General features: G+C 62.6%; 13 protein-coding genes and 1 tRNA gene. 9 read left to right on the forward strand and 5 right to left on the reverse strand.

What is annotated here, in order from left to right:
* Positions 1 to 238: 238 nt before the first annotated feature.
* Positions 239 to 904 carry a peroxiredoxin gene (locus ABDZ98_RS08740; protein WP_160589657.1) on the reverse strand — a complete coding sequence of 222 codons (666 nt, stop codon included), beginning with the start codon at positions 902 to 904 and terminating at the stop codon, positions 239 to 241.
* 275 nt (positions 905 to 1,179) lie between these two features.
* On the opposite strand from ABDZ98_RS08740, the gene ABDZ98_RS08745 reads away from it, so the two are divergent.
* Positions 1,180 to 2,172, forward strand: coding sequence for an acyltransferase family protein (locus ABDZ98_RS08745; protein WP_343806605.1), 993 nt, complete (start codon positions 1,180 to 1,182; stop codon positions 2,170 to 2,172).
* Between the two features lie 25 nt (positions 2,173 to 2,197).
* On the opposite strand, the gene ABDZ98_RS08750 is transcribed toward ABDZ98_RS08745, so the two are convergent.
* Genes ABDZ98_RS08750 through aroA form a run of 3 tightly spaced genes read right to left on the reverse strand, consistent with a single transcriptional unit; the run spans position 2,198 to position 4,442 of the window.
* On the reverse strand, positions 2,198 to 2,833 hold the full coding sequence (locus tag ABDZ98_RS08750; RefSeq protein WP_160589655.1) for a (d)CMP kinase: 636 nt from the start codon (positions 2,831 to 2,833) through the stop codon (positions 2,198 to 2,200).
* Entirely contained in the window at positions 2,830 to 3,090 is a 261-nt protein-coding gene (locus ABDZ98_RS08755; protein ID WP_160589654.1) for a CBU_0592 family membrane protein, read from the reverse strand. The genes ABDZ98_RS08750 and ABDZ98_RS08755 overlap by 4 nt, the downstream gene beginning before the upstream one ends.
* Complete coding sequence (aroA, locus tag ABDZ98_RS08760; protein WP_160589653.1) at positions 3,087 to 4,442, reverse strand: 3-phosphoshikimate 1-carboxyvinyltransferase; 1,356 nt, start codon at positions 4,440 to 4,442, stop codon at positions 3,087 to 3,089. Before aroA ends, ABDZ98_RS08755 begins: the two co-directional genes overlap by 4 nt.
* 188 nt (positions 4,443 to 4,630) lie before the next feature.
* On the opposite strand from aroA, the gene ABDZ98_RS08765 reads away from it, so the two are divergent.
* The 8 genes from ABDZ98_RS08765 (at position 4,631) to ABDZ98_RS08800 (ending at position 10,448) form a co-directional block, all read left to right on the forward strand.
* A complete protein-coding gene (locus ABDZ98_RS08765) occupies positions 4,631 to 4,954 on the forward strand; it encodes a TIGR02300 family protein (protein WP_160589652.1) in 324 nt (107 codons plus the stop codon).
* A 349-nt stretch (positions 4,955 to 5,303) separates the two neighbouring features.
* A tRNA-Ala gene (locus ABDZ98_RS08770) sits at positions 5,304 to 5,379 on the forward strand.
* A gap of 110 nt (positions 5,380 to 5,489) precedes the next feature.
* Positions 5,490 to 6,962 carry a signal recognition particle protein gene (gene ffh, locus ABDZ98_RS08775; protein WP_160589651.1) on the forward strand — a complete coding sequence of 491 codons (1,473 nt, stop codon included), beginning with the start codon at positions 5,490 to 5,492 and terminating at the stop codon, positions 6,960 to 6,962.
* 33 nt (positions 6,963 to 6,995) lie between these two features.
* Entirely contained in the window at positions 6,996 to 7,532 is a 537-nt protein-coding gene (gene rpsP, locus ABDZ98_RS08780) for a 30S ribosomal protein S16 (protein WP_160589650.1), read from the forward strand.
* A gap of 6 nt (positions 7,533 to 7,538) precedes the next feature.
* Positions 7,539 to 8,045: a ribosome maturation factor RimM gene (gene rimM / locus ABDZ98_RS08785; protein WP_160589649.1), complete on the forward strand. Its 507-nt coding sequence runs from the start codon at positions 7,539 to 7,541 to the stop codon at positions 8,043 to 8,045.
* Entirely contained in the window at positions 8,042 to 8,779 is a 738-nt protein-coding gene (gene trmD / locus ABDZ98_RS08790; protein ID WP_160589648.1) for a tRNA (guanosine(37)-N1)-methyltransferase TrmD, read from the forward strand. The genes rimM and trmD overlap by 4 nt, the downstream gene beginning before the upstream one ends.
* A gap of 4 nt (positions 8,780 to 8,783) precedes the next feature.
* Entirely contained in the window at positions 8,784 to 9,155 is a 372-nt protein-coding gene (rplS, locus tag ABDZ98_RS08795; RefSeq protein ID WP_160589647.1) for a 50S ribosomal protein L19, read from the forward strand.
* Positions 9,156 to 9,422: 267 nt separating this feature from the next.
* The gene (locus tag ABDZ98_RS08800) at positions 9,423 to 10,448 is read left to right on the forward strand and encodes an aspartate-semialdehyde dehydrogenase (RefSeq protein WP_160589646.1); all 1,026 of its coding nucleotides are present in this window, start codon (positions 9,423 to 9,425) and stop codon (positions 10,446 to 10,448) included.
* A gap of 48 nt (positions 10,449 to 10,496) precedes the next feature.
* On the opposite strand, the gene ABDZ98_RS08805 is transcribed toward ABDZ98_RS08800, so the two are convergent.
* Complete coding sequence (locus tag ABDZ98_RS08805) at positions 10,497 to 12,074, reverse strand: MDR family MFS transporter (protein WP_160589645.1); 1,578 nt, start codon at positions 12,072 to 12,074, stop codon at positions 10,497 to 10,499.

Genomic DNA, 12,074 nt, shown 5'->3' on the forward strand with positions numbered 1-12,074 from the left:
ACAGGCATGGCAAAAGGCGACGTTGCGCCCCGGTGGAATGCCGACCATGCAAGGTTAGCGTGCCGCAGACATGTTCCTGTCCATCGAACGGGGCGCAGCTAGGCGAAAACGGTTCGAAAAGCAAGCGAAACGCGCTGCCTCTGGATGAGTCCCGGGAAGCGCTCCGGCATGAAAAGGCCCGGCACCTGCTCGCAGGGCCGGGCCTTCGTCAAAGAGCCTCCATGGATGGGAGGGGGGATCAGAGGCTCTTCTTGCTGAAATACCAGTCGGTATATTTGTAGCCTTCGCCATCGCTTTCACTCTCGCGATCACGCGCGGCGGTGGCGGTCTGCGGGGGCGGGACGATCACGTCTTCGCCCGGCTGCCAGTTCTCCGGCGTGGCGATCTTGTGCTCGTCGCTGGTCTGCATCGCCGTGAGCAGGCGCACGAATTCCGGGATCGAGCGGCCGTTCGACATGGGATAATGCACCATTGCGCGCAGGATCCCGTGCGGATCGATGAAGAAGGTGGAGCGCACTGCCTGCGTGTCCGATGCGCCGGGGTGGACCATGCCATAGGCGCTGGCCACATTCATCGAGATATCCTCGATAATCGGGAAGGGTATTCGCACGCCGAAGTTCTGCTCGATACTGCGCAGCCAGGCGATATGGGCGTAATTGGAATCGATCGACAGGCCGAGCAGTTCGGCATTCATCGCGGCAAATTCATCGGCATGGCGGGCAAAGCCAATGAATTCCGTGGTGCACACCGGGGTGAAGTCAGCCGGATGCGAAAACAGGATCAGCCACTTGCCGCGGTAATCGGCAAGGCTCTTGGTGCCTTCGGTGGTCTTGGCGGTGAAATCCGGCGCGGGCTCGTTCAAACGCGGGCCGTGGGTGACGGGCGGGGAAGCGATCTCGGTCATCGTGTTTACCTCATAATGTCAAATTATGTGAAGCCGAAGTGGCTGAGCAATACATAATCATTTACCGATAGAATGTAATTGAAACTTTCCGATCACATTCAACGAGAAATCCGCATACGCCTGTAAGGAGGCGGATATCGATCTGGGCATTGCCGAAATTGCCGAATTCAATTGCAACTATTGATATATGATGGCGCTTGGCAGACGTGCGGTGAATCTCACTGGAGCCAACCGCATTGACGCAAATGTAACCCCTGTTGGCTAGTGTCGGGCTGATGGGGCGAATTTACGGACTTGAAGCCATCCGGGGCATCGCGGCGCTGATCGTCGCGGCGTATCATGTGAACAATGTCGCGCCCTTTCCCGCCGCTGCGGACGAGATGTTCGGCGTTGCCTATCTGGCGGTGGACCTGTTCTTCCTGCTTTCCGGCTTTGTGCTGACGCGCACTTACGAACAGCGGATGCCTGCGACCGCGACCTTTGCCGTGCAGCGCTATGTGCGGCTGTGGCCACCTGTTGCCTGCGGCGTGCTGGTGGGTGCGTTCTATCTTTCGGTTTCGGGCGTGATCGGCGATGGAGACTGGACCGGAATGGTGATGGCTCTGGCCACCGGGCTGGCGATCCTGCCGGTGATCGGCGGCACGATCCTGTTGAATCCGCCCGCCTGGTCGATCTTCTTCGAACTGGTCGCCAATGCCATCCACGCCGCCCTGCTGCGCCGCCTGTCACAGCCGATGCTTGCCGCCATCGTTGCCGCATGTGCGATAGTGCTGGCACTTGGGACGGGTGAGGCGCGGCTCGACGTCGGCTATGGCGAGATGTTCTGGTTCGGCATTCCGCGGGTGATGATGTCCTACACTCTTGGCGTGCTGCTCTACCGTATCAATGGGGACCGGCTGTGGCTTCCGGCGCGCCTGGTGTGGCCGGCGCTGGCCGCCTACGCACTGGCGCTGGTGCTGATTCCCGCCGGACTTCCCACCGCGGTGGAAGTGGCATTCGTGCTGCTGGTCCATCCGCTGGTGCTGCTGGCGGCGCTGTCACTGGACAGGGGCAGGCTGGCGCTGTGGCTGGGCGCCTATTCCTTCCCGCTCTATGCGATCCATTACCCGGTCCAATTCGGCATTGCCCGGCTGGAACTGGGCTGGATGCCGACGCTCGCCGCCAGCCTGATCATTGCCGCAGTGCTGGGCATGGCGGTGGATCCGCGTTGGCGCAGGCTGGTGCTGGAAGGGTTGCGGCTGCGCGCCCCGCAGCCCGCCGCCACCTGAGCGGGGTCTCTTTCGGGCGCAGTTCTCAGGGGCAGGGCGTCTGCCCGGTCAGATCATTGACGATCGCCAGCGCAGCGGCAATTGCGGCATCCTTGTCCATGTCTGACGTGTCCAGCATGATCGCATCGGGCGCGGCCACCAGCGGGGCATCCTTGCGCGCGGTGTCGCGCTCATCACGGCGGCGCAGGTCGTCCTCGATCTGGGCCAGAGTGTGGCTTTCTCCGCGCCGCGTCATCTCCATCCAGCGACGATGCGCGCGCGCCTCCACGCTGGCGGTGACGAACAGCTTCACATCGGCATCGGGCGCAATCACCGTGCCGATATCGCGCCCGTCCAGCACCGCGCCCGCGCTCTGCGTGGCAAAGCTGCGCTGGCGCTCAAACAGCGCCTGCCGCACAGCGGGGTGCACCGAGACGCGGCTGGCCAGCCCGCCGGTGGCCTCGCTGCGCAAGTCAGGATGGCCGAGCAGTTCATCGGGAAAATTGGTCGCCGCCAGAGCATCCGCAGGATCATCGGGATCGCCATTATAGAGCGACACCTGATAACCTACCGCGCGGTAGAGCAGCCCGGTATCGAGATGTGGCAGGCGGAAATGCCGAGCCAGCGCCTTGGCAATCGTGCCCTTGCCAGAGGCGGTTGGCCCATCGACGGCGATGATCATGCTTTCACCTTCCCGCGCGCCTGCCACGCGCGCACCAGCCCAAAGACCGCAATCACCACCCAGCAGGCCTCCAGCACCATGCTGGGCGCATTATGGTGCACCGTCAGCGATATCACCAGCAACACCGCACCGATCAGGTTTGCACCATGCTGGATGAACGGGTTGGGGCGATTATTGGCGGTTTGATAGGCATAGGCGGCAAGGATGCAGGCCATGCCGACAAAGCCGATGTAATTGGCGAGATCGGGATCGATCATCCCGCTGCGGCACCTTCCATCAGGGCGATGAAGTTGGGGAAGCTGGTGGCGATCGGACGCACGTCGTCCACCAGCACGCCGTCATCGCTGGCAAGGCCTGCCACCGCCATGGACATGGCAATGCGATGATCGAGGTGAGTCCTGGCGCGGCTGTTGGCGCTGCCGCGCAGGCGCGCGCCGCCGGTGCCGTGGATGACCAGCCCGTCCTCGCGCTCCTCCACGCTGGCGCCTGCGCCGGTCAGCGCCTGCGCCATCGCGGTCAGGCGGTCGCTTTCCTTCACCCGCAATTCGTCCAGGCCGCTGGTGGTGGTGGTGCCCTTGGCCAGCGCGGCGGCGACGAACAATATCGGGAATTCATCGATCATGGCGGGCGCGATGGCCGGGTCCACTTCGATGCCGGTCAGCTGCGAATGGCGCACGCGCAGGTCTGCCACCGGCTCTCCGCCCACTTCGCGCGCGTTCACTTCCTCAATGCTGCCGCCCATCTGCCGCAGCACTTCGAACAGCCCCGCGCGCGTGGGATTGAGGCCGACATTCTCTACCAGCAGATCGCTGCCGGGCACGAGCAGTGCAGCGACAACGAAGAAGGCGGCAGAGGACGGGTCGCCCGGAACCTCGATCGTCTGCGGCTTGAGCTCTGCTTCGCCTGTCAGCGTGATGATGCGCTCTGGCCCGTCGGCACCGTCCACTTCCTCAACCGTCAGCTCCGCGCCGAAACCGCGCAGCATGCGTTCGGAATGGTCACGCGTGGGGACAGGTTCGATCACCGTGGTGATCCCGGCAGTATTGAGACCTGCGAGCAGGACCGCGCTTTTTACCTGAGCGCTGGCAACGGGCAGGCGATAGGTGATCGGAACGGCGGGGCTGATCCCGCGCAGGGTGAGGGGCAATGTGCCGCCCTCCGACGCTTCGAATTCCGCGCCGATCAGCGATAGCGGATCGATCACCCGGCCCATCGGCCGCCTGGAAAGGCTCGCATCGCCCACGAAAGTCGCGGTGATCGCGTGGCTGGCCACGAGACCCATCAGCAGCCGGGTGGAGGTGCCGCTATTGCCCATGTCGAGCGGCTCGGCAGGTTGCAGCAACCCGCCCACGCCCACGCCGAAAATGCTCCACGTGCCGTCTTGCTCGCGCGTGATGGTGGCGCCCATGGCGCGCATGGCTGCCGCGGTGGCGAGCACGTCCTCACCCTCCAACAGGCCGGTCACGCGGGTTTCCCCCACCGCCAGCGCGCCCAGCATCAGCGATCGGTGGCTGATCGACTTGTCACCCGGAACACGGATGCTGCCGGTCAGCGGACCCGCCGGTATGAAGCGGCGCGGCTGGGGTGAAGTATCGGGAGAAGCGGACAAGCGAAGGCTCCAGCAGGAGAGGTATTAAAGTGCGCGGGCTTTTGACAGCGGCATGGCCCTATGGCAAGGCGCGCGCGCTCTTGACGCTGGCCCCTTGATTTGCCCACTTGAATCGGGGATGGGCGGCATCCATCAAGTCACCAGATTTATTCTGTCCGCCAAAGGGCGGGCAATACGAGGACATCAATATGGTCAAGCCAGAATGGGGCTCTAAGCGCACCTGCCCCAAATGCGGTGAACGCTTTTACGATCTGGGTCAGGAAGATCCGGTCACCTGCATCGATTGCGGCAACGTGTGGACGCCGGAGCCCGTGCTCAAGTCCAAGCAGCCGATTCCCTTCGAGGAAGAGAAGAAGAAAGAGGACGAGGCTCCCGATACGGATCTCGCCGATGACGATCTGGAAGATATCGACGACGACGATGATTCGCCGGACAACGATGTCGACCTGGGCGGTGACGACGATCTGGGCGTTGCACCCGCCAAGAAGGACGATGACGACAGCGATAGCTGATTTAACGATATTTGTTTGCTTCACCTCAGGCGCCGGGCGCGCGCATCCGCGCGCTTGGCTGCCGGGCTAATGCCCGACGCGCGTTCGCGCTCTGGCTTCCGCGTCCAGGAGTATTGGTGCGACCAGGAACTCGGGGACTGACTGGCCGGTCTTGAACGGTCGGTTCCGCTGTCAGCGGACCGCAAGGCCAAGCGGCCGCCCGAGCTTTTGCGAGGATAGCCAAGGCGGTGAATGCCGCTGCCGGCGAATGAGGCAAACAAAAGACTTGCACCGCAGGGGCAAGGCCAATAAATGGCCCCTCCCGCAAGGGTGGTGTCTTGTGTTACAAGCACCGCAATATGAATGGTACGGGGCCTTAGCTCAGCTGGGAGAGCGCAACACTGGCAGTGTTGAGGTCAGCGGTTCGATCCCGCTAGGCTCCACCATTCAACTGACAACTGGGTGAAAGTCCCACGCTGGCTGACGAGGTTTCGTCCGCCGGCGTTTTTCGCATTTGCTGTCCGCAAGGACAGCGCAAAGGAGTGACACGAGGCACATGTTCGATACGCTTTCTGATAATCTGAACAGCGTTTTCGATCGTCTGCGCGGGCGCGGTGCGCTCAGCGAGCAGGATGTGCGCGATGCCATGCGCGAAGTGCGCGTGGCGCTCCTCGAAGCGGACGTGGCGCTCAGCGTTGCGCGCGATTTCATTGCCCGCGTTACCGAAAAGGCCGTGGGTGCATCGGTGCTCAAATCGGTCAAGCCCGGCCAGCAGGTCGTCAAGATCGTCAATGACGAGCTGGTCGCCATGCTTGGCGGGGATGAGGCTGATTCGGGCGATGCAGTGCCGCTCAATCTGGATGTGCGCCCTCCGGCGGTGATCATGATGGTCGGCCTGCAGGGTTCGGGCAAGACCACCAGCACCGCCAAGATTGCCAAGCTGCTGAAGGACAAGAGCGGCAAGAAGCCGATGATGGCTTCGCTCGACGTCAACCGTCCCGCGGCGCAGGAACAGCTCAAGGTTCTGGGTGAGCAGGTTGGCGTGGCCACTCTGCCTATCATCGAAGGCCAGCAGCCGGTCGATATCGCCCGCCGCGCGCTGGAAGCCGCCAGATTGCAGAACGTCGACGTGCTGCTTCTCGATACCGCAGGCCGCCTGCATGTCGATGAAGCGCTGATGGCGGAAATGAAGGCTGTCGCCAGCGTCTCCACCCCCGCAGAAGTGCTGCTGGTGGTCGATGCGCTGACCGGGCAGGACGCGGTCAACGTGGCGCAGAGCTTCAGCGATGAAGTGCCGCTGACCGGCGTGATGCTGACCCGCATGGATGGCGATGCCCGCGGCGGCGCGGCGCTTTCGATGCGCGCAGTCACCGGCAAGCCGATCAAGTTCGCCGGTACGGGTGAGAAGCTGGACGCGATCGAACGCTTCCACCCCTCACGCGTGGCCGACCGCATCCTTGGCATGGGCGATGTCGTCTCGCTGGTCGAAAAGGCCGCAGAGGTCGTCAACAAGGAAGACGCCGAGAAGCTGGCCGAGCGGATGATGAAGGGGCAGTTCGATATGAACGACCTTCGCAGCCAGCTTGCGCAAATGCAGAAGATGGGCGGCCTTGGCATGCTGGCGGGCATGATGCCCGGCATGAAGAAGGCCAAGGCGGCAATGGCCAGCAGCGGCGTGGACGACAAGGTGCTGGTGCACATGGATGCGATCATCGGTTCGATGACGCCCAAGGAACGCAAGCGCCCCGAACTGATGAATGCCAAGCGCAAGAAGCGCGTGGCGGCCGGGTCCGGCACGTCGGTGCAGGAAGTGAACAAGCTGCTCAAGATGCACCAGGAAATGGGCCGCGCCATGAAGCAGCTGCGCAAGATGGGCGGCATGAAGGGCCTGGCAGCAATGTTCGGCGCTGGCGGCGGCGGCGGTCCCGGTGGCCCAGGCGGAATGGGCGGCGGCGGGCTTCCCGGCCTGCCGGGCGGCGGTGCAGGCGGCCTCCCACCTGACTTACAGAATTTCCTGAATAAAAAGTGATTTCAAAGATTTAATTTCGAAAGGTTATACTAAATGGCAATTTCTCTTCGTCTTTCGCGTGGCGGCGCCAAGAAGCGCCCCTATTACCGCATCGTGGCTGCTGACAGCCGCCGTGCTCGCGATGGCAAATATCTGGAGCAGATCGGCACCTACAACCCGCTGCTGGCCAAGGACGATCCCGAGCGTGTGAAGCTGAACGAAGACCGCATCCGTTACTGGTTGAGCGTTGGCGCCCAGCCGAGCGACCGCGTGGCGCGCTTCCTCGATGTTGCCGGCATTCGTGAACGTGAAGCACGCAACAACCCCGTGAAGGGTGAGCCGGGCGAAAACGCCAAGGCCCGCGCTGAAGAGAAGGCCACCAAGGCTGCCGAAGCCGAAGAAGCTGCCAAGGCCGCCGAAGAAGAAGCCAAGGCTGCTGCCGCTGCTCCCGCTCCTGAAGAAGCTCCGGCTGAAGAAGCACCCGCCGAGGAAGCACCCGCCGAGGAAACTCCCGCCGAGGAAGCACCTGCTGCTGACGAAGCACCGGCAGCGGACGAAAAGCCTGCTGACGAAGACAAGTCCGAGGATTAATCCCCCTTGGCACGCGATAAGCCCGTCACCCTTGCCGCCATCAGCGGCGCGCATGGCGTGACGGGCGAAGTCCGCCTGAAGCTGTTTGGAGACGGGCTGTCCGCGCTCAAACAGCATACAGTTTTCAATGATGGCGCGCTGACCATCACCAATCTGCGCGATGACAAGAAGGGCGGCGCGATTGCCCGCCTGGAACAGGTCACCGATCGCAACGGCGCCGAAGCCCTGCGCGGAACCACGCTCAGCGTGCCGCGCTCTGCCCTGCCTCCGCTGGAGGAGGGCGAATATTACCACATGGACCTGATCGGCCTCGCCGCCGTCTCCGACACCGGAGAAGCGCTGGGCAAGGTCGTCGATGTGCAGAATTTTGGCGCGGGCGACGTGATCGAGATTGAGCGCCCCGCGCAAGACGGTGCCAAAGGCAAGCGCTTCATGGTCCCGATGAACCCCGTTGCCGTTCCTCAATGGAATGACGAGCGTCTGGTGATCAGCGCGGACTACGTCGACGAATGACCTTCGCCGCCACCGTCCTCACGCTGTATCCGGAGATGTTTCCCGGGCCGTTGGGTATTTCGCTGGCCGGCCGCGCGCTGGAGGAACAGCGCTGGTCGCTCGATACGGTGCAGATCCGCGATTTTGCCACCGACAAGCACCGTACGGTGGATGATACACCCGCTGGCGGCGGCGCAGGCATGGTGCTGAAGGCTGATGTGCTGGGCGCGGTCATAGACCATGCCGTGGCCCGCCATCCGGCCTGTCCGGTGCTGGTGATGACCCCGCGCGGCAAGCCGATCACCCAGGCCCGCATCCGCCAGCTTGCCCAAGGTCCCGGCGTGACCATTTTGTGCGGACGGTTCGAGGGATTTGACGAGCGCATTTTCGAGGGCAGGGCGGTGGAGGAAGTATCGCTCGCCGATATCGTTCTGTCGGGCGGAGAACCTGCCGCTCTGGCCATATTAGATGCTTGCATTCGCCTGCTTCCCGGCGTAATGGGCGCGCCTTCAAGCGGCATGGACGAGAGCTTCGAAACGGGGCTTCTGGAATATCCGCAATATACCCGGCCCGTTGAATGGGAAGGGCGCACGATCCCTGAAGTGCTGCGATCGGGGGATCATGCGAAGATTTCGGCCTGGCGAAAGCACAGGGCCGAAGAAGACACACGATCACGCAGGCCGGACCTTTGGGAACGTCATAATGATGTTCGGGACCAGCCTGCCTCTGGTGCGCAGCGCGATAATGAGGATTGAGACCATGGGTCTGATTCAGGAGCTCGAGGCAGAAGCCATCGGAGCACTTAGCGAGGGGAAGACCATCCCCGAATTCCGCGCCGGTGATACCGTGCGTGTCGGTGTGCGTGTTGTCGAAGGACAGCGTACCCGTGTACAGAATTTCGAAGGCGTTGTGATCGCTCGGTCGAACCGCAGCATCAACAGCAATTTCACCGTCCGCAAGATGAGCTTTGGTGAAGGCGTGGAACGCGTGTTCCCCCTGTACTCGCCGAACATTGAAAGCATTACCGTGGTACGCCGTGGTATTGTGCGGCGTGCCAAGCTCTATTACCTGCGCGGCCGTACCGGCAAACGTGCACGTATTGCAGAGCGTCGCGAGAACGTTAGCCAGTAATCGCCCATTTCGCTGCGACAAGCGGAATAGAAAAAGGGGCGGTTCCGCGCTAGCGGAGCCGCCCCTTTCTTGTGTCTCGAGTATCGATCCTGTGCAGGCCCAGGGACTTAGAACAGGGACCAGGGTGTCTGTATCGGCCTGCGAGATATCTATTAGCTAACAAGCATTAAGGCCCGTGGAAGTTTTAAAGAAAACGGGGAATTAACAAGACCATAGGTGTCAGGCCGCTGTTGCTGCCCGCACCTTGAACCAGGACGGAGAACGCGTGTGGGTTATCGTGTGGCAGTGGTTGGAGCGACGGGGAATGTCGGGCGTGAAATGCTCGCAATTCTGGCCGAGCGCGAATTCCCGATGGACGAAGTGGCGGCCGTGGCCAGCCCGCGCAGCCATGGGACGGAAGTTGAGCTGGGTGATACCGGCAAGATGCTCAAGTGCCGCAACATCGAACATTTTGACTGGGCAGGGTGGGATATTGCCCTGTTTGCCGCCGGCTCCGGCCCGGCCAAGGAATATGCCCCCAAGGCGGCGGCTGCGGGCTGCGTGGTGATCGATAACAGCTCGCTCTACCGCATGGACCCCGATGTGCCGCTGATCGTGCCGGAAGTGAACCCGGACGCGATTGACGGCTACAAGAAGCGCAACATCATCGCCAATCCCAACTGCTCCACCGCGCAGATGGTGGTGGCGCTCAAGCCGCTGCATGATTTCGCCACGATCAAGCGCGTGGTCGTGTCCACCTATCAGTCGGTCTCCGGCGCGGGCAAGGCGGGCATGGACGAGCTTTTCGAACAGAGCCGTGCCATCTTCGTGGGTGACAAGATTGAGCCGAGCAAGTTCACCAAGCCGATCGCCTTCAACGTGATTCCGCACATCGATGTTTTCCTGGACGATGGATCGACCAAGGAAGAATGGAAGATGGTGGTGGAAACCAAGAAGATCCTCGATCCCAGGATCAAGGTTCAGGCCACCTGCGTGCGCGTGCCGGTGTTTGTCGGCCATTCCGAATCGATCACCATCGAATTCGAGAAGGAAATCACTGCCGAGCAGGCACAGGATATCCTGCGCGAGGCACCCGGCCTGATGCTGGTCGATAAGCGCGAAGACGGGGGCTACATCACCCCGGTGGAATGCGTCGGCGATGGCGCCACCTACATCAGCCGCGTGCGCGAAGACCCGACCGTGGAGAACGGTATCGCCCTGTGGTGCGTGTCCGACAATCTGCGCAAGGGCGCCGCGCTCAACGCCGTGCAGATCGCCGAATTGCTGGGCCGCAGGCACCTGAAGAAGGGCTGAGCGGCGCAACTGACCGCTCTTCCCGCCGCAACTGGCGGGGAGGGCGGGTCAGCGCCCGTATCGCGGCGATTTGCGCATCAGCAGCACCAGCGGCACGGCGGCCAGGCTGAGCCATTTCATCATCTCGAAATCATTGAGATAGGCGATCATCGCCGCCTGCCTGGTGACTTCCATATCCGCCACGCTCAGCGCCGCCTGGCCATATTGCTGGAAACGGTCGAGCGAGGACAGATCGAGCGCGGTCGACAACTGCGGTGTGACGTGGGCGGCCAGTTGTTCATGGTTGCGCTGAATGCCGCGCGCCAGCAAGGTCATCACCACCGAAATGCCGATTGATGAGCCGACCGAGCGCATCAGGTTGAGCAGGCTCGATCCATCGGTGCGCAGATGCGGGGGCAGGGTGGAAAAGGCCGTGGCGTTGAGCGGGATGAACACCAGCCCGATGCCCAGTCCCTGTACCAGTCCGGTTATGATGAAATGCATGCGGTCCGCCTCCAGCGACCACGCGGCCATCTCATGCAGCGACCATGCGCCTGTCAGGAAGCCCAGCGCCACCAGCCAGCGCGCATCCACCCCGCGCTTCATCAGCAGGCCGGACAATTGCATCGATACCAGCACGCCCACGCCGCGCGGCATCAGCACCAGCCCGGTATCGATCACGTCATAGCCGAACAATTGCTGCAACATCGGCGGCAGCAGCGCCATGGTGGCGAACATCACCACGCCCACCACCACCATGAACACCAGCGCGATGACGAAATTCACATCCGCAAACAGCCGCCGCTCGAACAGCGGATTGCTGGCGGTGGACAGGTGGATCACCGCCACCCATGCGGCGGAAATGGTCAGGCCGGTATAGATCCAGCTCTCCATTGAGGTGAACCAGTCGACCACATTGCCCCGGTCCAGCAGCAATTGCAGCGAGGCCAGTGCCAGACCGATCATGGAAAAGCCGAACAGGTCGAAACGCCGCCGCCGGATGGGCCGGCTGGGCAGTTCGGACAGCAGAATGGCGATGCACACCATGCCCACCGGCACGTTGACGAAGAATACCCAGCGCCAGCTCATCGTCTCGGTCAGATAGCCGCCGAGTACCGGCCCAAGGATCGGGCCGATCATCACCCCCATGCCCCACAGCGCGATGATCTGCGGCTGGCGACTGGGGCGGGTGGTATCGAGCAGCGAGCTTTGGCTGAGCGGAGCGATGAAGGCCCCGCCCACGCCCTGCAAAGCGCGGAACAGCACCATCTCCTCAAGGTTCTGCGCCATCCCGCACAGCATGGAAGCGAGCACGAACAGCGTCACCGAAATCAGGAACAGCCGCCGCGATCCCACCCGGTCGGCCAGCCAGCCGGTGATCGGCATGGCAACGGCGCTGGCGATGATATAGCTGGTCAGCACCCAGCTGATGGTATCGGGGGAGGCGCCCAGCGTGCTCTGCATGTGCGGGATCGCCACATTGGCGATGGTGATATCGAGCACTTGCAGCAGCGATGCCGTCATCACTCCGATGATCAGCAATATGTGATTGCGCACCGGCAGCTGGGCGATGTCTGCGGGCGGCGCTGCTCCTCCTGCCGCACCCGGCTTGCCTGCGCCCGGTCGGCCCTGCGCCGCGCTGGCCAA

Origin of the sequence: Alteraurantiacibacter aestuarii (assembly GCF_039523595.1) — a bacterium.
In the GTDB taxonomy this organism is placed as follows: Bacteria; Pseudomonadota; Alphaproteobacteria; order Sphingomonadales; family Sphingomonadaceae; genus Alteraurantiacibacter; species Alteraurantiacibacter aestuarii.

Coding starts and splice junctions, on each gene's coding strand:
- ABDZ98_RS08740 (WP_160589657.1), bottom strand. CDS start 904: ATGACCGAGATCGCTTCCCCGCCCGTCACCCACGGCCCGCGTTTGAAC.
- ABDZ98_RS08745 (WP_343806605.1), top strand. CDS start 1,180: ATGGGGCGAATTTACGGACTTGAAGCCATCCGGGGCATCGCGGCGCTG.
- ABDZ98_RS08750 (WP_160589655.1), bottom strand. CDS start 2,833: ATGATCATCGCCGTCGATGGGCCAACCGCCTCTGGCAAGGGCACGATT.
- ABDZ98_RS08755 (WP_160589654.1), bottom strand. CDS start 3,090: ATGATCGATCCCGATCTCGCCAATTACATCGGCTTTGTCGGCATGGCC.
- ABDZ98_RS08765 (WP_160589652.1), top strand. CDS start 4,631: ATGGTCAAGCCAGAATGGGGCTCTAAGCGCACCTGCCCCAAATGCGGT.
- ffh (WP_160589651.1), top strand. CDS start 5,490: ATGTTCGATACGCTTTCTGATAATCTGAACAGCGTTTTCGATCGTCTG.
- rpsP (WP_160589650.1), top strand. CDS start 6,996: ATGGCAATTTCTCTTCGTCTTTCGCGTGGCGGCGCCAAGAAGCGCCCC.
- trmD (WP_160589648.1), top strand. CDS start 8,042: ATGACCTTCGCCGCCACCGTCCTCACGCTGTATCCGGAGATGTTTCCC.
- rplS (WP_160589647.1), top strand. CDS start 8,784: ATGGGTCTGATTCAGGAGCTCGAGGCAGAAGCCATCGGAGCACTTAGC.